This is a genomic window from Prescottella subtropica, assembly GCF_005434945.1.
Classification (GTDB): domain Bacteria; phylum Actinomycetota; class Actinomycetes; order Mycobacteriales; family Mycobacteriaceae; genus Prescottella; species Prescottella subtropica.
The window spans coordinates 156,535-179,576 of sequence record NZ_SKCH01000005.1 but is presented as its reverse complement, the minus strand read 5'-3'; the positions used below and the strand labels follow the sequence as shown (position 1 = coordinate 179,576).

Genomic DNA, 23,042 nt, shown 5'->3' with positions numbered 1-23,042 from the left:
CGTCGTGCTCGAATCCGAATCTTCACCACGGCGGTTCGGCGGGGGCCGTCACCACCACCGTAGTTCCCACGCCGGCCGGACTCACCACCCGAATGTCGCCGCCGACACTGCGCATCCGCTCCCGCAGCCCCACCAGCCCGGTGCCACGCCCTTCACCGAGTTCGACGCCGCCACCGCCCTCGTCGACGATCCTCGCCGTCACACCGTCGGGGGTGCAGCGGAGCTCCACCCGGACGTGGTCGACCCCGGCATGTTTGACGACGTTGGTGAGCGCCTCCGAGATCGTGAAGTAGACAGCGCCCGCGATCGGGGCGGACAGCGACGAATCGTCGCCCCCCGCGGCGAACCCGACGGACAGCGGCGAACGGGAGACCAGTTCGCGCACGGCCGCCACCAAACCCAGATCGGTCAGATCACGGGGGTGGATGCCGCGCACCGTCTCCCGTAGCCGGTCCAGAGCACGCTCGGCCTGAGCTTGGGAACGCGAGGCCAGCTCCCTGAGGCGTTCGTTGTCGGCGCCGGATTCGGCGGCCGCCTCGAGCATGCCGAGACTGAGCACGACCGCGACGAGGTCCTGTTGCGCGCCGTCGTGCAGGTCCCGTTCGATGCGCCGCCGCTCCAGTTCGAACGCCTCGGTCAACGACGCACGACTGCTGCGGAGGTCGCGAAGCTGGGATTGCAGGTCGCGGTCGCGCTGTGTGGAGAAGCCGAGCAACGTCACGTCGCGCAGCGACGAGATTCCCGTCAACAACGCCGCCGTCACCACCGCCGACACGAACCCGAAGGGCACCGCGGCCACCGACTGTCCGGCGGACGCGGGCGTGAACGGGCCCGCCTGCGCGGCGATGCCGAACGCCCAGAACACGGGGGAGAAGACGAGCACCAGCGCACCGATGAACCCGAAGAAGGCGATCAGCATCGAGAACACCGACAGCACGACCGCCACCAGCAACACCGGAAGATCCGTGCGCCACAGCCCCGAGGTGCGCACCCGGGACCGGATCCAGGGCCACCACGGCTCACTCGTCGGGCGGAGCGGATGGCTCTGCGCACCGCACGCGGCGGCACGCATCCGATCGAGTTCGGCCACTACGACGGCGGTGATCGGCAGCAGCGGCACCAGAACCAGGCAGACGAGCAGCAGCGGCAGAAGCGCGGCGGCGGCCGTCTCCAGCAGCACCCTCCGGGCCAGGCGTGAGGACGACATGGCATCGAACTCTGCCAGACGCCGGGCCCCCGAGAAGGTAGTGCTCGCTCTACCTCCTCGGGGAGGCAGCACCAGTGTTCGCCGGGCGGGAAACCGATCGAATGGATTCATGCCACACGACGCCCCGACCACCGCCCCCTGTATCCGGCTGCGCGGCCTGCGCATGGACTTTCCCGTTCCCGGTCGTCGCCGTGAATCCACCCGCGTGCTGCACGACATCGATCTCGACATCCCCGAGGGCCGACTCACCGCGATCGTCGGCCCCTCCGGGTCCGGCAAATCCACCCTGATGTTCTGCGCGGCCGGCCTCGAGGTGCCCACCGGTGGCGCCGTCGAGGTGCTCGGCACCGACCTCGGTTCCCTCGGCACCCGCAGGCGCGCAGCGTTTCGCAGCGAGCACATCGGTTTCGTGTTCCAGGAGTACAATCTGGTCAGCTCGCTGTCGGTCGAAGAGAACATTGCGCTTCCGGCCCGCCTCGCCGGTCACAAGGTGCCGCGAGCCCGGATCCGCGACGCCATGGACCGACTCGGCATTCGCGAACATGCCGGACGTCGACCCGACCGGCTGTCCGGCGGTGAACGCCAGCGCGTGGCCGTCGCCCGCGTCGTCGCCAACCGCCCGCGCATCGTGTTCGCGGACGAGCCCACCGGAGCGCTCGATCTCGCGGCGGGCCGGGTGGTGCTCGACTGGCTGCAGGCCCTGCCCGCGCAGGGCACGACGGTGGTGATGGTCACCCACGACCCGCACGCCGCGGCCCGCGCCGACCACATCGTCGTCATGGGGTCCGGACGCGTCCACACGATACTTCCCGGCGGAGACGGCCACGCCGTCAGCGAAGCCGTCCTCGACGCCCAGGCCGCCACCGCAGAGGACGTGCTCGCATGATCCGCCTCGTCCTCGCCGACATCCGCAGCCGGTCCGCCATGTGGCTGTGGACCGTCCTGTGCGCCACCGTCGGCGGCGCGTGCGGCGCCGGAGCCGTGATCGCGATGCTCACCGCGATCGGTTCGGCGCAGGCCGCGGGCGACGCCGACATGACCCGGGCGTCGATCGCCCTGGGCGGCAACATCGTCTTCTTCACCGTCCTCGCGGCGGTCGCCGTCGTCGCCTCCACCGTCGGGCTCACACTGACCACGCAGCGCCGCGAGCACGCGTTGTGGGTGATCCTGGGCATCCCGCGGCGCCGGGTGCGCCGCGTGCTCGTCACCGAACTGCTGGTGCTGGGGCTGGTGTCCGGTCTGCTCGCGCTGCCGCTCGCAGTCGTGGTGGCCCGCGTGGCGCTGGACCAGTGGACCGGCACCGGTCTCGACCTGCACGGCGCGCACGTCGGATTCGAGCCGTGGTACCTCGGTGCGACGCTGGTCGCGGGCGTCGTCCCCTGCCTGCTCGGTGGGTGGGCTGCGGCCCGACGCGCATCGAAGACCCCCGAGATGCGCGCCTTCCGCGACACCACCGAGACGCCGGCCCGTCCCGGAGCAGGTCGCAGTCTCCTCGCCCTGAGCCTGTTCGCCGGCGTGGTCGGCATGTGGATCCCGGGTCTGGGTTTCGAACTCGGCGGACTCGAACAGCGCACCGCGTTCGCGTTCGCCGGAAACCTGTTCCTGGTGTGCCTACTGCTTCTGATGGGGCCGTGGGTACTCACACCCCTGATGGGACTGTGGACCGCGCTGGTACCGGACGCCGATATCGCCTGGCGGTTGGCCGTGCAGTCCTGCCGCGCCCGCGCGGCGCGCAGCGTGACCACCGTCCTCCCGTTCGCTCTCGCGCTGTCGATCGTGGGCATCTTCATGGTGATCGGCAACGCGATGCCCGGCGGTTCGACCGGGCTCGACGACGTGCTCGTCGTGCTCGGCTGGGTGTTCGTGGTCTCGTGGGTCGGCGGGCTCGCCGTCATCGCGCTGGTCGGTCGCGAACGTCGTCGGGACTCCGCCCTCATCAGTGCAGCCGGGGCCCGACCCGGAGTGATCGCCCGATCCACCGTGTACGAGGGCGTCGTCTACGCCGTGACCGCGATCCTCTTCGGTGCCGTCACGCTGCTGGTGTCCTGCGCGACGATCGGGGTCGGCGCGCAGACCCCCTTCGGTGAAGTGGTGGGCGGCCTGCCCTGGCCGATGCTCGCGGGTCTGGCCGCCGCGACGCTGACCACCACCTGTCTCGCGTTGGCGTGGCCTGCCGTCCGTACCTCCCGCACCGATGCCGCCCGCGCGCTCCGCGGGTGATCGACGTCGTGCACCGTCGGCACGATCGAGAGACGGCGGCCCCCCGGTTCCCACGTACTGTGGCGGACATGACCACGCTGAGCGAGATCGGTGCCGCGAAATACGTTCTGCTGACCACGTTCCGGAAGGACGGATCGGGCGTGCCGACACCGTTGTGGGGTGCGCCGGACGGCGACCGGCTGCTGCTGTGGACGGTCACCGACTCGTGGAAGGTCAAACGGATCCGCCGCACCCCGCGCGTCACGATCGGGGTGTGCGACGTGCGCGGTAACCCGACGGGCCCGCAGATCGAGGCCACCGCCACGATCTGCGACGACGCCGGCACCGACCGCGCCCGCGCCGTCATCGCCCGCAAGTACGGGATCCTCGGCTGGATCGGCGTCAAGAGCAGCCTGCTCCGCCGCGGACGGAACGGAACGGTGGGGGTGGCGGTGAGAGTCGGAGCATGAGCGGCGAGGGTGCGGCGTCCGACTCCGTCCAGGGTCGGTGCATGCGCTGGGTGCGGGTGGGTGTCGGTGTGTCGGTCGGGGCGGCACTGTGTGTGCTGGCCGTGCTGATGTCGTCGGCGCAGACGTTGTGCAGCTACAGCACGGCGTCGTTCGTCGAAGGTGCGTACGTGCGGGAACAGCAGGTGTGGCTGCTGCCGGTGGCGCGATGCACGACAGGGGTAGTCGGCGGAACAGCGGATTCGACGATCGTCGTCGGCTGGGGAGCCGTGATCACGGTGCTCCTGGGGGTCGCGTTGGCCGTGGTGTCGGTGGTCGCGTTCCGACGCGACAGCAGCGACGCACGGCTGGCATGACACCCGGGGTGGACGACGGTGGTGCTCCTCAGTATTCGTCGCGCTCTCCGGTCGGCCGCAGGCGCTTGCCAACCTCGACGGCCCTGGCCCCGGCCTCCTGGCCGTCCGGGTGGGGCGGTAGCCGGGCGTCAGCAGGATCCGCCGCCCGCGCCAGAGGTGCGTAGCGCCTCCACAACGCCGGCGGGGTTGATGGCGGCCAGCTCGTCCACGACGGTATGCCACACACGATGGGAGAGGGTAAATCCGTGCAGCAGCAGAACCGGTTCACCGGATCCGGCCCGATGCGCAGCAGTCACGGGTTCCGCTGTCGACATGTTTCTTCGTCGCATGCCGGTCAGGTGAGGGATCGGATCACGCGGCACGGGTTACCGGCGGCGAACACTTTGTCCGGGATGTCTCTCGTCACGACGCTGCCCGCCCCGATCACTGTGTCGTTCCCGATGGTGACGCCGGGGCACACGATCACGCCACCACCGAGCCACACGTTGTCGCCGATCGTGATCGGGGCCGCCGATTCCCACCGTTGACGACGCGCCTCGTGATCGGACATCGGATGCAGCGCGGTCAACAGTTGTGCACGGGGGCCGATCGACACGTCGTCGCCGATGGTGATCGGGGCACAGTCGAGCAGGATCGCATCGTAGTTGAGGAAGCTGTTCGCGCCGATCCGAATGTATGTGCCGTAGTCGCACTGGAATCGGGGCATGATCCAGGATCCTTCGCCGAGGAACCCGAGTAGCTCGTCGAGGATCTCGCGTCGCACACCGTCCTCGTCGGCGAGAGTCGTATTGAAGCGGTCGAGGAGACGCTGACAGGCCTTGCGGTCGTCGGCGAGAACGCCGTCGTCGTCGCGGTACAGATCTCCCCGCAGCATGCGGTCACGCTGTTCGCTCACGGTTTCCGACCCTACGTCGGCCGTCGGGTCATGTGGGGGAGTCTGTCATTATTGACAGACACTGTCATATTGATTGATACTCGCATGTGCCGGTTCGGGTGGCCCGAGGCGTGGATGACGAAAGGTTGCGAATGTCCTTGCGAGAGCGGCAGCGCGCGGTGGTACGTGCCGAGATCCAGCGGGCGGCGTACATGCTGTTCGCCCGCGACGGATTCGACGCGGTGACCACGGAGCAGATCGCGGCCGAGGCCGGGATCTCGCCGAGTACCTACTTTCGGCACGTGCGCAGCAAGGAGGACCTGCTTCTCGATCCGGTGCGTGAAGGCGGCGCCGGCATCGTCGCGCTACTCGAGGCCCGGCCCGACGGGGAGTCGGCGGATGCCGCTCTCGCACAGTCGATCCTGATGCGTTCCGGCACTCTCGCACCCGCCGAGATCGAGCAGTGGCGGGCAGCGTTTCGCACCGCCCCGCATCTGCTCGACCGGGTTGCCCTGATCACCCCGGAGCACCGGTCCAGGCTGGTCGAACTCGTCGCCGAGCGGATGGCGGTCGACCCCGACGCCGACAGCAATCCCGGACTGCTCGTGCACTTGATGCTCGCTGCCGCCGAGTTCGGCTATCTGCAGTGGCTGCGCGGGCAAGGCAAGCAGGGTGCCTCCCTGCCTGTGTGTGTCGAGGGGGCGCTGAGCGCAGTTCGGGGCGACCGGTGGAGCTCCTGACCGAAGACGCTGCGCACTCGCACGGGCCGCAGCACGACATCGTGATTCACCGGCCATGGAGGGCTGTCACATGAGGCAGGAACAGTACCCGCACGATGATGCGGTCGATCTGGTCGTCGTCGGTTCCGGTGCGGGTGGGATGGCCGCCGCCATCACCGCCGCTCGCCGGGGCCTGAGCGTGGTCATCGTGGAAAAGTCCGCGTATTGGGGCGGATCGTCGGCCCGGTCCGGCGGGGGAGTGTGGGTGCCGGGCAACTCGGTACTGCGTCACGAGGCGCCGGCCGACGACCTCGAATCGGCGCGCACCTACCTGACCGGCATCGTCGGTGACGGTGTCGGTCCGGCGCTGATCGACACGTACATCGATCGTGGGCACGAGGCCCTCGACTTCCTCATCGAGAACTCGGGCCTGGACCTCGAATGGGTGAACGGGTACTCGGACTACTTCCCGGAGGCGCCCGGCGGACGGGCCACCGGGCGCTCGTGCGAGCCGCGCCCGTTCGACGCGCGGGCCCTCGGGGACGACCTGGCCACCTTGCACCCGTCGTACACCAAGGCCCCGCTCGGTGTCGTCGTCAAGCAGTCCGACTACCGCTGGCTGAGCACCGGCCTTCGGCACTGGCGGGGGCCGCAGCGCATGCTCGCGGTGGGCGCCCGCAGCATGCTGGGCCGGCTCCGGCGGAAGAAGCTGGTCGGATTGGGTTCCGCGCTGATGGGGCAGTTGATGCTCGGTGTCCGTGACGCCGGGGTGCCGGTCCGGCTCGGTACCGCGATGACCGAACTGGTCACCGGCGGCGACCGCGTGACGGGAGTCGTGCTCGACGACGGACACACCCGGACCACGCTGCACGCCCGCCGCGGGGTGGTGCTCGCCTGCGGCGGATTCGACCACAACGCCGCCATGCGCCGGCAGTACCAGCGTGCGCCGGTGGATATTTCGTGGAGCCTCGGTGCGCCGACCAACACCGGTGACGGAATCACCACCGGCCTCGCCGTCGGCGCGGCCCTCTCCCACATGGACGACGCCTGGTGGGCGCCGTCGATCCCGCTGCCGAACGGATCGTGGTTCGCGCTGGCCGAGCGTTCGCTGCCACGCAGCGTGATCGTCAACGAGCGCGGGGTCCGCTTCATGAACGAGTCCCTGCCCTACGTCGAGGCCACGCACCGCATGTTCGGTGGCACCTACGGGCAGGGCGACGGCCCCGCCGAGAACCTCCCGGCCTGGCTGATCTTCGACCAGACCTACCGGGACCGGTACATGTTCGCGTCCGTGCCCGCCCGCAAACCGCTGCCACGATCCTGGCAGCGGTCCGGCGCGATCACCACCGCCGGCACCGTCCACGAACTGGCCGAGAAGATCGGTGTTCCCGCCGACGCCCTCTCCGGGACCGTCGACCGCTTCAACTCGCACGCCCGCACCGGCCACGACCCCGACTTCGGCCGCGGGCAGAGCCGCTACGACCACTACTACGGCGACATCACCAACAAGCCCAATCCCAGCCTCGGTGAATTGACGAAGGCACCGTTCTACGCGGCCCGGATGGTGCCCGGCGACCTCGGCACCAAGGGCGGCATCGTCACCGACCGCGCCGCCCGAGCACTCCGCGCGGACGGCTCCGTGATCGACGGACTCTACGCGGTGGGAAACACCAGCGCGCCGGTGATGGGGCACACCTACGCCGGACCCGGCGCCACCATCGGACCTGCGATGGTCTTCGGCTACCTCGCCGCGCTCGACGCGGCACGCGACTGAGCGGACCACGGTGGACCGGCCCGGCACCGGAACAGACGACGAGGCGAAAGGGGCGGTCACGGGCACCATCGTCGTGCCCACCGCGCACCGGGCGGGGCGGCGGGAGCGGGGCCGGGTGTTGCCGTTCCGCGACTCGGTCCGGGGGAGCCCGTACCGTGGCGGCCATGACCGTCCCGCCCTACCCCGACCGGTACCCGTACCCGGTGCTGCCACCCGTGCGCGAGAAGGAACAGCGGTGGCCGCTGTGGCGCAGCGTGGACCTGGTCGTGACACTGGTGCTGTTTTCCCTGTACGCCGTCGGACTGCTGTCCCTGCTGTATCTCAGCATGTTCTGGACGATGGCGACCGACTCGTGCAGCACCGGCGCGTGCGACTACGCGAAGCTCGGTCAGGCCTACTTCCTCAACGATCTCGCCGGTATCGGTGTCTTCGCTGTCACCGTGGTGGTGGCGATCGTGTTGCTGTGCCTACGCAAACCGGCGTTCTGGCTGCCGATCCTCGGCGGTGCGATCCAGGTGGTGCTGCTGCTCGCCTCCCTCGACCTGCTCGCCGGAATCACTCCGAACTGACCCGGGGCGGTTACCCAGGGGTGAAGAGTCCGACCGCGTCGGCAAGTGCGTCGATGTCGCGGTCCACACTTCGCTGGCCGAAAACGATGCGCGCCTACTCCGGCAACTTACGCACGCTCAGGCCGGCGGTTGCTTCAGTAGCGAACGTCTCGACGGCGTCGTCGAGTAGCCCATGGAATGCGACGGCTGCGTGGCTGGGTGCGATGCCGGCGCGACGCGCCAGCACGACGGTCCGATGTAGTTGCGGTGCCGTCAATCGCGTGACCCGCAGCCCTGGGTAGTGCAGGGCCGCCATCATGGGTGCGACACTCACCCCGATTCCGCGAGCGACGAAGCGTAGAACCGCGTCCAGCTCGCCACCTTCCACGGCAAGGTGCGCGTGCAGCCCGGCCGCGACGAAGGCATGGTCGAGGGCTATCCGCAGATCGTAACTGTCGTGGCATGCCACGAGGTCTTGCTGGGCAAGTTCTTCTAGAGTGATCTCCTGGCGTGTGGTGAGTGGCGGCAAATTCGCCGACGACACCACCACGAGTTCCTCTCTTAGAAGCGGTGTCAGAGCTAAGTTCGGGCTGTCATCGGTTCGTTCGGTGACCACCAGCGCCAAGTCCAGTTCGCCTTGGTTGAGCTTGGTTGTGAGGGTTCGTGATCCAGCCTCGGTGACGTGCAGTTGGATGCCGGGGTGTGTGGCGCGGTAGCGGCTGAGGACATCGGCGACGAGGCTGATGCACAGACTCGGAGTCGCCCCAATCCTGAGCCGGCCACGGGTCAAGCCGGTCAGTTCGTCGATATGCCGGTACGCCGCCGCGCGGTCTTCGAGCATCCGGGTGGCGACAGGTAGCAGGGCCTCACCCGCAGCGGAGAGGCTCACGGGTCCGGAACCTCGGTCGAAGAGTCGGACGCCGACGTCCTTTTCGAGCGCGGCGATCTGGCGGCTGAGAGAGGGTTGGGCAATGCCGACGCCGTCGGCCGCGCGGGTGAAATGTCCGACTCTTGCGACGGCGACGAAACACTCGAGTTGATCCAGGGTCACATCGATAGCGTAGATGCATCAGGTCGATGGTTTGAATGCATTGGAGTAATCGGGGGTGGACGCCTAGCGTCGACTGTCGTCGGGGAATCGCAGTCGTTCCGGAAGGGGTAGGGGCCGTGAATGCAGATGTGGTTGTAGTTGGTGGCGGGTATGCGGGAGTTGTCGCGGTCAAGCGATTGCTCTCGAAAAACCCGAATCTGGAAGTGACAGTTGTCAACCCACGTGCAGAGTTCGTGGAGCGCATCCGCCTGCACCAGCTTGCTGCAGGAAACCACTCTGCAACGATGCCGCTGACGGCTGCCTTACACGACAGGGCGCGACTAGTTGTCGGTACCGTCGCGTCGATCGATGCGCGAGGCCAAGTCGTCCACCTGACTGCCGGTGAGTCCATCTCCTATGGCTATCTGGTTTATGCCGTCGGCAGCACCTCCCGACTCGATCACGTAGACGGCGCACGAGAGCACGCCTTCACTGTCTCCGAGTACGAATCCGCGCTCGCGTTGCGGCAACGGTTGACTACCGTGACTGCGGGCGCACCGGTCGTGGTGGTCGGTGGCGGATTGACCGGCATCGAGACCGCCGCGGAACTCGCCGAGCTGAGGCCGAAACTCTCCGTCACGCTCGTCTCGAGCGGTCAGGTCGCCGAGGGGCTCAACGAAAAGGCACGCGCAAGGATCCTTCGAGCTCTCGCATCACACTCCGTCGAGGTCATCGAGGGGAGCCGGGTCACACGCATCAACGAGCGCAAGGTCGAGCTGGCCGATGGGAGGATGCTGGCGGCCGAATGTGCGGTTGTTGCAATGGCATCAGCAGTACCCCCTCTGGCACTGAAGAGCGGTCTGCCAGCAGACGCAGACGGACGCCTCCTGGTCGACGACACATTGACCTGTCCAAACTCGCCGAACATCGTCGGCGCCGGGGACGCAGTCGCGATCGACGGCATGCCTCTACGAATGAGCTGCCAAGCTGCAATCCCACTCGGAGCACACGCGGCAGACACCATCCTTCGGCGCATCGAAGGCAAGCCCCCGAAAGCGGTGAATCCCAAGTTCATCAGCCAGTGCATCAGCCTGGGGCGCCGAGCGGCAGTAGTCCAGCGAACCGACTCCAAAGACAACCCTCGCAGCACGGTTGTCAGCGGCCGCACCGGCGCACTCATCAAGGAACAGATCTGCACGTCCGCTCTGAAATGGGGTGTCAATCCACGGCGCCCGGTGATGTACACCTGGTCGTGAGCGGGCCCGGACCGCGGTCACGAGACGACACCGACGAGCCGACGGAACTCCCGCCCCCGCTCGACCAGCCGATCTCTCAGTCCTGATTCAACGCTCACAGCACACGCCAGTTGCCGGAGTTGACAATCCGGCCCGATTCTCTGGAGACACGCATGCTCCCGATCGCGATCGAAGCTCTCCTCGCACTTGCCGTTCTACTGACGACCTGGTTCGGCGGCTACGTGATCTACCGCCTTGTGACCCACAAATCCAGCTAGGTCGCGAGAGGCAGTGCTGCTTTCGTCATCTCCCAGAGTGATCGACAGAGATGCTGCTGGTTGCAGTGCCGGAGCAGGCATGTTCGTGTCTACCAGCCGAGCGCTACAGCGCGAACCCGGCGACCGCGTTCCCGGTCAGCGGATTGTGTTCGCGGGCATAAATTTCCAGGGTGGCGGGGGCTTTGTGGCCGGTCTGCCGCATGATCTCGTGGGCTTGGGCGCCGTTGCGGAACGCCTGGGTGACGAAGCCGGCGCGCAGGGAGTGGCCGCCGAGGGTGGTGACCTTGGTGGGGGACAGGCCGGCGGTGGTGGCGGCGCGGCGGATCACCCCGTGGATGCCCTGCCCGGTCAGGGCGGTCTCGCCGAGGTTGCCGTTGACGCGCAGCGGCCGGAACACCGGCGCCGCCGCGAGCGCGGGCGCCAGGTCCGGGTAGGGGCGGTGGCAGATGTGCCCGCCGAACACGTCTGGCTCCTGCAGGAGTGCGGCGATACCGGCGCGCCCGTCGTGGTGGTGGGCGGCGACGACGTCGAGCCACCGCCGGTACACGCACGGCGGGCAGGTGTGGTGGCCGACGGCGAACGGGGTGGCCTTGACCATGCCGGCACCGGTCTGATCGGTTTTCGAGGTGCGGACCAGGATGTGCAGGCCGTCGTGGGGGTGGAGGGTGACATCACGCAGTTGCAGCCCGGACAGCTCGGAGCGCCGGAACGCGCCGAGGAAACCGATCAGGATGATCGCCGAGTCGCGGCGCTCCCGCAGCCGGGACTGCCAGGTGTCCGACTCCCGGCGCATCGCGGTGAGGATGTAGGTGATCTCGTCGCCGAGCAGAGGGGCGACACGTTTGGTGGGGCGGTCCCCGGCGGCGGCATAGGTGCGGCGCAGACCGGCCAACGTGTCCTTGACGATCTGCGCCTGACCGGGGGCGACCCGGTCGCAGGCGCGATGCCAGTAGTTGATCGACGCCACCCACCGGGTGAGGGTGTTCGTCGCATACCGGCGCGCCCCGGCGTCGGTACGCAGGTCGGCGTGCTCGGTGAGATAGTCGGCGACGGTGTGCGGGTGCGCCGGCATCGACACGTGCCCGCGTTCGACGCACCAGTGGCGGAACCGATCCCAGTCCGTGCGATAGTTCCGGGCGGTCGACGGGGAATGCCGACGTTCGAGAGCCGCGACGATCCGGGCCTCCGCGGACCCGGACAACACCGGGACGGCCGGCTCCCGCCCGGGCTCGGCCCATGCCGCCGGGTGCTCGACCACGGCGGGCAGCGCGGATGCGGACGCGGCGACCTCGCCCTGCTCGCTCACACCCGTGCTCCTCTCGTGTCCGATGGGGAGAGCCTATCGAGTGGCACCGACAGTCCGGGAATGCGTGCGCCCACCATCCGTCACAGTGACGTAATGCGCCCATGTCCGAGGTAGGGGGATCGACGCGATTCCGCGATCGATATCTTCCCGTCGGAGACGGGGATTCGGGCCGCGCCGCCGGGGCACCCGCTGGTGTTGCCGAACGGAAACACCCCCGGGACTGCGAGCGGTTCGAGGGACGCACCCGATCCGCCACCGTTCCATGACGGCGCTAACTGCCATTAGCGTGAGTAGGATTCTCGCGGAGTGGGGGGTTCCGCATACGGGGCGTGCCGGACAAGAGCGGAAGGAAAGGCGAAAGCCTTTCTGCACGAATATTTTTCGAAAGTCGGTGGCGATTGCGGCGCCGTGTCGGGACCCCAGGTCCCCGGACGTCACACCCGGATCGTGGTGCCGGGGGTCGCGTCCGGTGCGACGGCGTGGCTGGCGATCATCGTCGCGAATGCCGTGATCACCGCTTCCGCCTCGTCGGTCCGTTCGTCGACGAGGTGGCCGAGGATCAGCCCGTCGAGGCCGGCGATGATCAGTCGGGCGAGCACGGGAACCGGTACGGACCAGTCGATTCCGGCGGTCTCCGCGATCCGGGTCAGGAACGTGCCGGCTGCGGCGTGGTACGCGCGGTACTGCCATGCGGCGAGGTCACCGCGGTCGGCGGCCCGGACGGAACTGATGATCAGTTCGTGGAGCGCGAGTTGCCGACCGGGTTCGGCGACGGCATGGCCCCAGGTGCTGGCGAGGGCGGCGTGTATCGCGTCCTCGACGTCCGCACCGGGGAGCGCGTACTCGGACACCCGGTCGAGTTGGTTCGTGATCACCTGCCGGGTGAGTTCTTGCAGCAGTTCGTCCTTGGATGCGAAGCAGTAGTGGAACACGCTCTGCGGCATGCCGGCCTCGGCGCAGATCGCCCGGGTGGTCGCGGCGGCCAGCCCCCCGTCGGACATCACCCGGATCGCCGCTGCGATCAACTCCGTGCGCCGCTGCTCCACCGACACGTACGACATGCCACCCCTTCCCCCGACGGCTCCCCACGAGCCCCCACCCTGGAGTGCAGGATAGTGGAGGGTTCGCCGGGACTCCCGGGTTTCGCTCAGGGCTGAGTGGAATGGCATGGAGCCGAGCGAGGTTCGGCAGGTGTTCGTTATGCGGCGGCGGTTTCGAGGGCGGCGAGTTCGGTGTCGAGGTGGTCGAGCATCGGGGTCAGGTCCGGCAGTGCGCGGCGGCAGCCGGTGAGCCCGAACGCGATCTCGTCGTCGGTGCTGGTGCAGGTGATGTTGAGGGCCTGTCCGTCGACGGGCAGGGAGAGCGGGTACAGGGCGCTGACCCGGGCGCCGTTCCAGTACAGGGGTCCGGTCGGGCCGGGCACGTTGGAGATCATCACATTCGGTGGGCGGATCGGCCCGCCGATCCCGTACATGCCCAGCGCCAGTGGGACGGCGCCGAGAGCGCTCGCGGCCAGGACCTGGGTCCGGCCGAGGGTACGCATCGCATCCTTGCCTTCGGTCATCGAGGTCCGCACGGCCTCCAGTCGGTCGGCCGTGTCGTCGAGGTGGGTGCCGAGGTTGCAGGACAGCATGCCGATACTGTTGCCGCTGTTGCCGCTGTTGCCGTTTCGGTCTCCTGTGCGTAAGGAGACCGGGACCATGGCGACCAGCGGATCGGTGGGGAGGGCGTCGAGTGCGGTCAGGTAGGCGCGGAGGGCACCCGAGCACATGGCGAGGACCACGTCGTTGACGGTGGCGTCGGTACGTTTGGCGACCAGTCGGAGGCGCTCCAGCGGCCAGGATCGGGCCGCGAAGCGTCGGGCGCCGCCGATGGGCACGTTGAGCATCGACTCGGGTGCGGCCAGTGACAGTGCGCCGCCGCGCTCGCGGAGCGCGTGCTCGACGGCGCCGGCGAGGGCGGGCACCACACCGGCGGCCGCACCGATCGCGCCGGTGACCGCCGCGAGGGTGTCGGTCGCGGCCCGCACCACACCGGTGCCCGTGGTCGAGGGTGTGTGCTGCGACTGCGGGAGCGGCTCCCACGGGGCCGGCATGCCGCGAGTGTCCGGATCCTCGCTCAGGGCGCTGCGCAGCAGTTTCATCGCGGCGACCCCGTCGGCGAGGGCGTGATGGATCTTCATGTAGACGGCGTAGCGGCCGTCGGCGAGGCCCTCGATCAGATACATCTCCCACAGGGGCCGGCCCCGGTCGAGGAGACCTGCGTGCAGGCGGGAGGCGAGGGTCATCAACTCCGCGGTTCCGCCCGGCGCGGGCAGGGCGGCATGATGGATGTGGTGACCGAGATCGATGTCCGTTTCCGCGGTCCACGCCCACTGTCCCAGCGACGACCACGACCGGACGGCCCGTTTCCGGAGCAGCGGCGCCACCTGCGGGCGGGCCAGGGCATCGTCGAGCATCTCCCGGATGTCGGCCGGCCGGCCGCCGTCGGGTGGGTCGAGCAGCACGAGCGCACCGACGTGCATCGGGTGCTCACGGGACTCTCCCAGCAGGAACATCGAATCGGCCGGCGACATCGGCAGCAGCACATGTACCTCTCCGCACCCCCACGCGAACCCGGACCAGAGTTCGCGTGCGGAGCACTTGGCAGTCGGTGAAATCTTGCGTGAAACGAGCCCCCACACCCATTACTCGCGGCGATCAGCACCGCGGCCTGGTGACGCTCTGGCTACGTTTCTACCCCGGACCACAGGCGCCTGCAACCGGTCCCGGAATATCCGGATTCAAGATAAAACAGCAGGTAAAGCATTGTGTGACTGTTGACATACCGTTCCAGTGGTTATCGGGCAGCAATCGAGCCGGTGGCAGCGGAAGATGTGGTCATACGACCGACTGCCGGATGGAGCAACCGTCACCGCCGCACGGACGTCGCAGCCCCGGACACCGTCACCCACAGCAGCGCCTCCGCGAGGATTTCCGCCCGTTCCGCCGCCGCACGCTCGCGCATGGCGTCGAGGAACAACCGCATGGTCGCCGGTGCGACGAGGTAGGCGCCGACCGCTTCGGTGACCCACCCCTCCGCCGCCGTCCCGACACCCGCGTGGAGCCGGTGCCGGTCGACGACAGCACGCGCACGCTCCACACCGGTGACACCGCCGCCCTCGCGATCGGCCACGAACTCGCCGATCGTCGTGAACGACCAGACCAGGGTCCCCGTGAACCGGTCGGTGTCGGACACGACCGCGGCTATCTCCTCGACGAATCCCGCCGGATTGCGGTCGGTGAGCAACTTCAGCAGTCTCTCCGCGGTCTGTTCACCGAGCTTCTCGGCGCACCGCAGGTCAGCCTCGTCAGAACTCATCGGTCCATACTGACCCGGCCGAACCCCACCCCCGCAGGGAAACGTGGGATGTCGCGGAGAATGCACCGGAGACACGAAACAGCCGGTACGGGTGTGCCGTCCCGTATCTACTCACCGCACCGGCCGCGACACGACACCGCATGACGGGGTGAACACGCTGGTACAGCAGCCCCGCCCCCCTCGTCACCGCTGTTTCTGTCGGACAACCCAGGCCGCGACCTGGGCGCGGGAGGTGAATCCGAGTTTGGTGAGGATATGGTCGACGTGTCCGTCGACGGTACGCGGCGAGATCACCAGTGTCGCGGCGATCGCTTTGTTGGTCAGGCCCTCGGCAACCAGGTCGGCGACCTGACGTTCCCGTTCGGTCAGGGTTGTGGGCCCGTGGTCGACGACGGCCGGTTTCGGGGGCTGCTCGCCGAGGGCGTAGGCGACGGCGGCATCACCGGTCAGTGCCACACCTTCGCGGTGGGCGGCGTCGCGTGCCTCGTCGTTCAGGGCCGCGTGCACAGTCTGTTCGAATTCGTGCTGGTGGACAGCCAGGTGGGGGAAGAACGCCGGGGGGCTGCCGATGAGCCGGTGGGGTGCCGCGGCGGCCGCCATGAGGACGGCGGCGCGGCGGGGATGGTTCTCTTCCGCGGCGATCCACGCCAACGTCTGCATGCAGGCGAACACCATCAGCGGGTCGTCCGTTCTGCGGGTGAGGCGCAGTCCGTCGTGGAGAAGCTGCGTGGCTCGGTCGCGATCTCCTGTACGCCACGCGTCGATCCCGGTGGCCCACAACGCGTATCCGCGAAGAAGGAATTCGCCGCGCTCCTCGGCGAGGGTCAGGGCCCGTTCGTGGTAGTTCAGTGCACGCGCCGGGTCGTCGGCGACGCAGGACCATCCCAGAAGCATCAGCGCCTCCAGCATCAGTTGGATCAGCGATGCGCCACCGGCCTCGGCGGTGTCGACAGCGTCGGACAACACAGCCTGCGCCTGGGCGAAGTCGCCACGGTAGAGGGCGGCGATCCCGTCCGTGCCCGCAGCGTAGGCGTGTGTCGCCCGATCCGCGGAGGGCGACACGAGGTCGCGGGCCTGCTCGGCTCGGGCGGCCACCGCCGGCAGATCCCCTTGGACCCCGGCCAGGATGCACGCGGCATGCAGAGCCTTGGCGCGGGAGAGGGACGACTGCGGTGCGGTCCGGTCGAGAGCGTGGTCGAGCCATCGGCGGCCCTCGGCGAACAGGCCGCGGGCACCCCAGAACGGGTACATCGCGGCGGCGATCTGCAGTGCGCCCTCGCCCGGTTCGGTGAGACTGTATTCGAATGCCTCACGCACGTCCGCCAAATCCAGTCGCAGGCGGGCGACCCAATCGAGCTGGCGGGGACTGGTCCAGTCGGCCTCTGCGTTCAGCACCAGTTCGGTGTGCCAGTCGAGGTGGCGCCGGCGTAGGTCCCGGTACGTGTCGGTGGCCCTGACCTTTTCGAGGCCGTACTCGCGCACGGTTTCGAGCATCCGGAACCGGACCCGCCCACCCGATTCTCTGCGGAGGATGATCGATTTGTCGATCAGTGCGGTGAGAGCGTCGAGTAGATCGTGCTCGCCGAGGTCACACACGTGTTCCGCGTCGGCGAGGTCGAAACCGGCGAACACGGACAACTGTCCCCATAGTTGCTGTTCTTCCGGGGCACACAGTTCGTAGCTCCAGTCGATGGACCAGCGCAGGGTCTGCTGCCGCGTCGGGGCATCACGGGTGCCGCGGGTGAGCAGCGCGTAGCGGTTGGTCAGCCGGCCCAGGATCTGCTCGGGCGAGAGGACCCGTATCCGGGCTGCAGCCAGTTCGATCGCCAAGGGCAGCCCGTCGAGGCGTCGGCAGATCGAGGTGATCGTGGCCATGTTGCCCTCGGTCAATTCGAACCCCGGTACGGTCGCGGAGGCCCGCTCGACGAACAGTGTCACGGCGTCGCTGCGGGCCAGGCTGCGCAACGACGGCTGCTGGTCCGGGCAGGGCATGGTCAGCGGCGAGACCGGCACGATCTTTTCCCCGCCGGTCCCGAGCGGTTCTCGGCTGGTAGCCAGAAGGTGCAGTGTCGGGCACCGTTGGAACAACGGCTGCACCAGTTCTGCGACAGCGTCGATCACGTGCTCGCAGTTGTCGAGCACCAGCAGTGCGGTGAGCGGCGACAGCACCTCGACGAGGCCGTCGATCAGTGGCTGGCCGGCGCGGGACCGCACACCGACGGCGGCGGCGGCCACGTCGATCACCAGCGCCGGATCGTGTATCTCGGCGAGTTCGACGAGCCGCACCCCGTCGGGGAAGCTCCGTTTCGCGCTGTCGGCTGCCTGCAGTGCGAGACGCGTCTTGCCGACCCCGCCGATACCGGTCAACGTCACCAGCCGGTTCGTCGACAGCGCACTGCGCACCTCGGCCAGCTCGGCGCGTCGACCGACGAAACTGCTCAGCTCCGCCGGAAACCCGCGGTCACCGACCAGCACCTCCCGCGGTTCGACCGGAACGGTCCGGGCCGCGGTCGTGCCCAGGCCGGCCCGGACGTCCCGAAGCTGTGCGGCCAGCGCGGCAGCGGACGGGCGCTCTCGGGGGTCACGCGCCATCGCCTGCTCGATGACCGTGCACACCGGGTCGGGTATCCCCGTCTCGCGGAGGTCCGGCACCGGCTCGGTGGTGATGCGCAGGAACTGGGCGAAGGTCCGTTCCCCGCTGTGACGTTCGAACGCCACATGGCCGGTGAGAGCGCAGAACAAGGTCGCACCGAGCCCGTAGATGTCGGAGGCGGGGGTGGGTGGGGCGCCGTGGAGGACTTCGGGGGCGAGGAACGCCGGTGAGCCGGCGATTCTGCCGGTGTCGGCGGTCCGGAAGGCGCCGGCGACCTGCGCGATACCGAAATCGGTCAGGGCGGGTTCGCCGTAGTCGGTGAACAGGATGTTCGCCGGTTTGACATCGCGGTGCACGATCCCGAGCTGGTGTGCCGCCTCCAGGGCGCCGGATATCGTGGCCCCCAGATCCAGCACCTGATCGATCGGAAGGATCCCCTCGTAGTGGATCCGCGCCCCCAGACTGCCGTGCCGGTGATACTGCATCACCAGATAGGGACGACCGGATCGGGTGTGTCCGGCCTGCAACACGCCGACGATGTTCGGGTGCCCGGTCAGCCGGCCCATCACCTGCTGCTCGCGCACGAACCGTGCCCGGTTGGGTTCGTCCGACTCGGCGGTGAGAACCTTGACCGCGACCGTACGGTCCAACTCGGGTTGGGCGGCCCGGTACACGACACCGAACCCGCCGCGCCCGATCTCCTCGGCGTCGGTGAACCCGGCTGCCGCCAACTCCTCGACCAGCGTCGGATCCAGGTCGTGTTGCGTTGCAAAAGGGTCGCCCTCGATCATCCGACCGCCACCTACGATTCGCCCATCGGGGTCATTACCGAGGCTGCTCGACCCTCCGCGACCACATCGATGGACAGGTCGGCGTGGCCTACCGATCAGTACAGACGAGGCTACGCCGAACAACCGACGCCTTCTCGGCGAGTTCGCGATGAGAACCCCGCCCGAGGTCGAGCGGGCTCGCTACGCTATCCAAGAGCCAGACCAGTAGTCACTCGCCGGCCACGGGGACGGACAGGAACGAAACCCAGGGCTGTCAATGCGGAGGAGTATCCGTGACGAGACGCGATGTTCAGGGTGTGGTGGCTCCCGGATTCGAGTCCGTGCGAGACGAGTTCGCCGCCATTCTGGCCGAGGAAGGCTCCGATCTGGACGCACAGGTGGCGGCCTATCACCACGGTGAGCCGGTAGTGGACCTGTGGGCTGGAGACGAGACCGGCGACGATTCGTTGTTGGCAATCTACTCCGCCAGCAAGGGCGTGACCCACCTGATCGTCGCTCTGCTCGTCCAGGACGGTGTGCTGGACCTCGACCGAAAGGTCAGCCACTACTGGCCGGAGTTCGGTGTGGAGGGCAAGCGTGAGATTCTGCTGCGTGAGCTCCTCTCCCACCAGGCCGGATTGGTAGGGGTAGACGCGGGATTCACCATGGAGGAACTGGCCGACGACCACTTCGTCGCCGAAAACCTCGCTGCCCAGCGTCCGTTCTGGCGTCCCGCGACTGCGGCGGGCTACCACGCGCTGGTCCTGGCGGCGCTGAGCGGGGAGGTGGTGCGTCGCGTGGTGGGAGAGACCGTGCAGAGCCTGTTCACCACGCTCCTGCGGGAGCCCTACAAGCTGGACCTGCACTTCGGGCTGCCCACCGATCACGAGCACCGCTTCCTGTCGGCCCAACCCATGGTGGCCACCCCGGAACGGCTCCGTGAACTCGCCACGACCGCCACCGACCCGCACAGCCTCGCAGGCATTGCATTCAACCGCCACCACCCACAGAGCCGTGAGGTATGGGAATTACCGAACCTGCCGGTGGTCAGATCCAACGGGCCGGCCTCGTTCGGCGGCATCGGTACGGCCCGCGCACTGGCCAAGCTCTACTCGGCGGTCACGTGCAGCACCGACAGCGCGCCCCCATTTCTCACGAGGAACACGGCTGCGGCCTTCGCTCAGATCCAGTACGCCGGCTGGGACTTGGTGCTGCGACAGCACAAGGCCTGGGCTGTGGGATTCCACCCGGTATCGGAGATCTACCCCAGTCTCGGGGACGGTGCCTTCGGACACAGTGGAGCGGGAGGGCAACAGGCGCTGGTAGATCCCCGACACGAGCTGTCCTATGCCATGCTGCGCCGGCGCTTTCTTCCCTCGCAGCAGGCAGACCCCGACCACAACCGACTGCTGCGAGCGCTGTCTGCTGCAGCGGGGGCGACCCGCTAGACGGTACGAGGTGGCACACGACTTGTACCGACACCGACCTGCGGCATCTGCGCCGCTGCGTCGACCTGGTCGCCGGCGGCGGCACACCCCCGCTGATTCTTCGGAACGCCCACGGTGCCGGTGAGTCGCCCGCTACCGTCTGTCGATGTGTCCTCACCCTCCCGGATCGTCCTGACCGCCGCGATTGCAGCGGCGCCGCTGCTGCTCGCCGCGTGCTCGGCGGACCGGCCGACCGCGGAACCTGCGGCGGCGGTGGCCGTCGAGTCGGCCCCCGGACCCGACGAATGCCCCGCCGATCCGCGACAGACCGACGACCTGTTCGGCAGGGCGTGGCTCCTCGGCCACGATCGGGAACCGGTCCCGGGCGTCACCCTCCGGCGCTGCCACTATTCGAACACCCCGAACGGAACCGACCTCGTCCCGCCGTCGTCGAACATCATCGATGCCGACGAAGTGCGGAAAATCCTTCTGGCACTACCTGATTCGACGGATGTGGGACATCGGTGCGGTCCCGGCGGTGACGACCTGCTCACCTACACCTTCGACGAATACACCGTGCTCGATCCGTCCGGGACTCCCGTGGCGGCGTTCCAGGCGATCGACGGAAACCCGTGCGGGATTCACAACGTCGTCCCCACCGCCTGACCCGCCGTTGCGGCGCACACCCCGTCCGGACAGCCGAGCGGGGCGGGTGCATCGCTGCACCCGCCCCGCCCGTCACAACCGTGTCGGTCAGGCGTCGACCTCGGACCGGTCCCCGCTCCACAGGGTGTGGAACTTGCCGGGCGCGTCGATGCGCTCGTAGGTGTGGGCGCCGAAGAAGTCCCGCTGCCCCTGCGTCAGAGCCGCCGGCAGCCGCTCGGCGCGCAGCCCGTCGTAGTACGACAGCGACGACGCGAACGCCGGCACCGGGATACCGAGGGTGGTGGCGGTGACCACGACACGACGCCACGAGTCGATCGCGTTCTCGATGGCCTCCCGGAAGTACGGCTCCACGATCAGCGACGTCAGATCCGGGTTGGTGTCGTACGCCTCCTTGATCCGGTTGAGGAAACGGGCGCGGATGATGCAGCCGCCACGCCAGATCGTCGCCATGTCACCGGGGGTGAGATCCCAGCCGTACTCGTCGCTGCCGGCCCGGATCTGGTCGAAGCCCTGCGCGTACGCCACGATCTTCGACGCGTACAGGGCGCGACGGATGTCCTCGGTGAACTGCTCCACATCGGTGGGCTTGCCGCCCAGCTGCCCGGACGCCAGACCGCGGGCGGCCTTGCGCTGCTCCCGCGACCCGGACAGGGCGCGCGCGAACACGGCCTCGGCGATACCGGTGACCGGCACCCCCAGATCGAGGGCGGCCTTGACCGTCCAGCGGCCGGTGCCCTTCTGCTCGGCGGCGTCGACGATCACGTCGACGAGGGCCTGACCGGTCTTGGCGTCGGTCTGCCGCAGCACCTCCGCGGTGATCTCCACCAGGTACGACTCGAGGTCACCGGAATTCCATTCGGTGAACACGTCCGCGACCTGCGCGGCATCGAAACCGAGGGCGTCCCGGAACAGGTTGTAGGCCTCGCCGATGAGCTGCATGTCGGCGTACTCGATGCCGTTGTGCACCATCTTCACGAAGTGGCCGGACCCGTCCGGGCCGATGTGGGTGCAGCACGGGGTGCCGTCGACCTGCGCGGAGATCGACTCGAGCAGCGGGCCGAGCGCCGCATACGATTCCTTCGGGCCGCCCGGCATGATCGACGGACCGTTGAGGGCGCCCTCCTCGCCACCGGAGATCCCGGCGCCGACGAAGTGCAGGCCCCGCTGCGCGAGTGCCGCCTCCCGACGGATCGTGTCCGTGTACAGCGCATTGCCGCCGTCGATGATGATGTCGCCCGGCTCCATCGCCGCGGCGAGCTCCTCGATGACCGCGTCGGTCGCCTCACCGGCCTTCACCATGATCAGCACGCGGCGCGGCTTCTGCAGCGCGGCGACGAACTCCTCGACGGTTTCGGTGCGGACGAAGTCGCCCTCGTCACCGTGCGCGGCCAGGAGCGCATCGGTCTTCGCGATACTGCGGTTGTGCAGTGCGACGGTGTGCCCGTGGCGGGCGAAGTTGCGGGCGATGTTCGAGCCCATGACGGCGAGCCCGGTGACGCCGATCTGGGCGCGGGCAGCCTCGGTGCTGGCAGAGGTGGTCATGGATACAGCTTCCCCCGTCACCCCACCCGGACGCGAACCGGCCCCGCCGTTCGGTCCGTGACACCCACCACAGACGACTCGGCCCCGACCACCCGAGAACGGGTGGCCGGGGCCGGACGGATACTCAGATCCGGGTGAACGCCTTACTACGCGTTGCGACCCCGGTGCGGGCCGTCGAAGCCGTCGTAGCTGCGACGGTCGGTGCGGCTACGGAACCCGCCGCTGCGCTGGTCCGACGATCCCGTGGACGGACCCCGGTCCCCGAAGGAGCGGTTGTTGTCGCGGTTGCCCTGGAAACCACCTTCGCGGCGCGGGCCACGGTCTCCGAAGGAGCGGTTGTCGCTGCGGTCCCCAAAGTCGCGGCGCGGTCCGCGATCGTCGCGGTTCCCACGGAAACCACCGTTGTCCCGGCTACCACCACGGTCGTCCCGGTTGCCGCGGAAGCCGCCGTTGTCCCGGTCACCCCGGAAATCGTTGTCGCGGCGCGGTCCACGGTCGTCCCGGTTGCCGCGGAAACCACCGTTGTCCCGGCTACCACCACGGTTGTCGCGGTCCCCGAAGGAGCGGTTGTTGTCGCGGTTGCCCTGGAAACCACCCTCACGGCGCGGGCCACGGTCCCCGAAGGAGCGGTTGTCGCTGCGGTCCCCGCCCTCGCGGCGCGGGCCACGATCGTCGAAGCTGCGCGGTCCGC

The 23,042-nt window shown here is 68.5% G+C and carries 19 protein-coding genes; 10 read left to right on the top strand and 9 right to left on the bottom strand.

Features of this window, described 5'->3' with window-relative positions; translation table 11 throughout:
* Positions 1 to 22 precede the first annotated feature (22 nt).
* A complete protein-coding gene (locus E0497_RS07805; RefSeq protein ID WP_137724215.1) occupies positions 23 to 1,207 on the bottom strand; it encodes a sensor histidine kinase in 1,185 nt (394 codons plus the stop codon).
* Positions 1,208 to 1,316: 109 nt separating this feature from the next.
* On the opposite strand from E0497_RS07805, the gene E0497_RS07800 reads away from it, so the two are divergent.
* The 4 genes from E0497_RS07800 (at position 1,317) to E0497_RS07785 (ending at position 4,229) form a co-directional block, all read left to right on the top strand.
* The gene (locus E0497_RS07800; protein ID WP_206663628.1) at positions 1,317 to 2,093 is read left to right on the top strand and encodes an ABC transporter ATP-binding protein; all 777 of its coding nucleotides are present in this window, start codon (positions 1,317 to 1,319) and stop codon (positions 2,091 to 2,093) included.
* Positions 2,090 to 3,427, top strand: a complete 1,338-nt coding sequence (locus E0497_RS07795) for an FtsX-like permease family protein (protein WP_137724214.1) — start codon at positions 2,090 to 2,092, stop codon at positions 3,425 to 3,427. Before E0497_RS07800 ends, E0497_RS07795 begins: the two co-directional genes overlap by 4 nt.
* Before the next feature lie 68 nt (positions 3,428 to 3,495).
* Positions 3,496 to 3,876, top strand: a complete 381-nt coding sequence (locus E0497_RS07790) for a PPOX class F420-dependent oxidoreductase (RefSeq protein WP_137724213.1) — start codon at positions 3,496 to 3,498, stop codon at positions 3,874 to 3,876.
* Entirely contained in the window at positions 3,873 to 4,229 is a 357-nt protein-coding gene (locus E0497_RS07785; protein WP_137724212.1) for a hypothetical protein, read from the top strand. Before E0497_RS07790 ends, E0497_RS07785 begins: the two co-directional genes overlap by 4 nt.
* Positions 4,230 to 4,563: 334 nt before the next feature.
* On the opposite strand, the gene E0497_RS07775 is transcribed toward E0497_RS07785, so the two are convergent.
* Positions 4,564 to 5,124, bottom strand: coding sequence for a sugar O-acetyltransferase (locus tag E0497_RS07775; RefSeq protein WP_137724211.1), 561 nt, complete (start codon positions 5,122 to 5,124; stop codon positions 4,564 to 4,566).
* A gap of 131 nt (positions 5,125 to 5,255) precedes the next feature.
* On the opposite strand from E0497_RS07775, the gene E0497_RS07770 reads away from it, so the two are divergent.
* The 3 genes from E0497_RS07770 to E0497_RS07760 all read left to right on the top strand — a co-directional run bounded on the left by E0497_RS07770 (position 5,256) and on the right by E0497_RS07760 (position 8,165).
* Positions 5,256 to 5,843, top strand: a complete 588-nt coding sequence (locus E0497_RS07770; protein WP_137724210.1) for a TetR/AcrR family transcriptional regulator — start codon at positions 5,256 to 5,258, stop codon at positions 5,841 to 5,843.
* 70 nt (positions 5,844 to 5,913) lie between these two features.
* Positions 5,914 to 7,596 (top strand): 3-oxosteroid 1-dehydrogenase, encoded by a 1,683-nt coding sequence (gene kstD / locus E0497_RS07765; RefSeq protein WP_241665778.1) that lies wholly within the window; start codon positions 5,914 to 5,916, stop codon positions 7,594 to 7,596.
* A complete protein-coding gene (locus tag E0497_RS07760) occupies positions 7,593 to 8,165 on the top strand; it encodes a DUF6264 family protein (protein WP_338325462.1) in 573 nt (190 codons plus the stop codon). The genes kstD and E0497_RS07760 overlap by 4 nt, the downstream gene beginning before the upstream one ends.
* A gap of 94 nt (positions 8,166 to 8,259) precedes the next feature.
* Here E0497_RS07760 and E0497_RS07755 read toward each other — a convergent pair whose 3' ends face one another.
* Positions 8,260 to 9,195, bottom strand: a complete 936-nt coding sequence (locus E0497_RS07755; RefSeq protein ID WP_137724207.1) for a LysR family transcriptional regulator — start codon at positions 9,193 to 9,195, stop codon at positions 8,260 to 8,262.
* Between the two features lie 116 nt (positions 9,196 to 9,311).
* On the opposite strand from E0497_RS07755, the gene E0497_RS07750 reads away from it, so the two are divergent.
* The gene (locus E0497_RS07750; RefSeq protein WP_241665777.1) at positions 9,312 to 10,430 is read left to right on the top strand and encodes an NAD(P)/FAD-dependent oxidoreductase; all 1,119 of its coding nucleotides are present in this window, start codon (positions 9,312 to 9,314) and stop codon (positions 10,428 to 10,430) included.
* Between the two features lie 360 nt (positions 10,431 to 10,790).
* On the opposite strand, the gene E0497_RS07745 is transcribed toward E0497_RS07750, so the two are convergent.
* The 5 genes from E0497_RS07745 to E0497_RS07725 form a co-directional block, all read right to left on the bottom strand.
* Complete coding sequence (locus E0497_RS07745) at positions 10,791 to 11,993, bottom strand: site-specific integrase (protein WP_137724205.1); 1,203 nt, start codon at positions 11,991 to 11,993, stop codon at positions 10,791 to 10,793.
* A gap of 434 nt (positions 11,994 to 12,427) precedes the next feature.
* The gene (locus E0497_RS07740; protein WP_137724204.1) at positions 12,428 to 13,054 is read right to left on the bottom strand and encodes a TetR/AcrR family transcriptional regulator; all 627 of its coding nucleotides are present in this window, start codon (positions 13,052 to 13,054) and stop codon (positions 12,428 to 12,430) included.
* 137 nt (positions 13,055 to 13,191) lie between these two features.
* Positions 13,192 to 14,580 carry a WS/DGAT/MGAT family O-acyltransferase gene (locus E0497_RS07735; protein WP_137724203.1) on the bottom strand — a complete coding sequence of 463 codons (1,389 nt, stop codon included), beginning with the start codon at positions 14,578 to 14,580 and terminating at the stop codon, positions 13,192 to 13,194.
* Positions 14,581 to 14,903: 323 nt separating this feature from the next.
* Complete coding sequence (locus tag E0497_RS07730) at positions 14,904 to 15,353, bottom strand: hypothetical protein (protein WP_137724202.1); 450 nt, start codon at positions 15,351 to 15,353, stop codon at positions 14,904 to 14,906.
* Positions 15,354 to 15,536: 183 nt separating this feature from the next.
* Positions 15,537 to 18,737, bottom strand: coding sequence for a protein kinase domain-containing protein (locus tag E0497_RS07725; RefSeq protein WP_137724201.1), 3,201 nt, complete (start codon positions 18,735 to 18,737; stop codon positions 15,537 to 15,539).
* 272 nt (positions 18,738 to 19,009) lie between these two features.
* On the opposite strand from E0497_RS07725, the gene E0497_RS07720 reads away from it, so the two are divergent.
* Both E0497_RS07720 and E0497_RS07715 read left to right on the top strand, forming a co-directional pair.
* The gene (locus tag E0497_RS07720; protein WP_137724200.1) at positions 19,010 to 20,164 is read left to right on the top strand and encodes a serine hydrolase domain-containing protein; all 1,155 of its coding nucleotides are present in this window, start codon (positions 19,010 to 19,012) and stop codon (positions 20,162 to 20,164) included.
* 147 nt (positions 20,165 to 20,311) lie between these two features.
* The gene (locus E0497_RS07715) at positions 20,312 to 20,809 is read left to right on the top strand and encodes a hypothetical protein (RefSeq protein ID WP_137724199.1); all 498 of its coding nucleotides are present in this window, start codon (positions 20,312 to 20,314) and stop codon (positions 20,807 to 20,809) included.
* A gap of 87 nt (positions 20,810 to 20,896) precedes the next feature.
* On the opposite strand, the gene gndA is transcribed toward E0497_RS07715, so the two are convergent.
* Positions 20,897 to 22,351, bottom strand: a complete 1,455-nt coding sequence (gene gndA, locus E0497_RS07710; protein ID WP_137724198.1) for an NADP-dependent phosphogluconate dehydrogenase — start codon at positions 22,349 to 22,351, stop codon at positions 20,897 to 20,899.
* Positions 22,352 to 23,042: the final 691 nt, after the last annotated feature.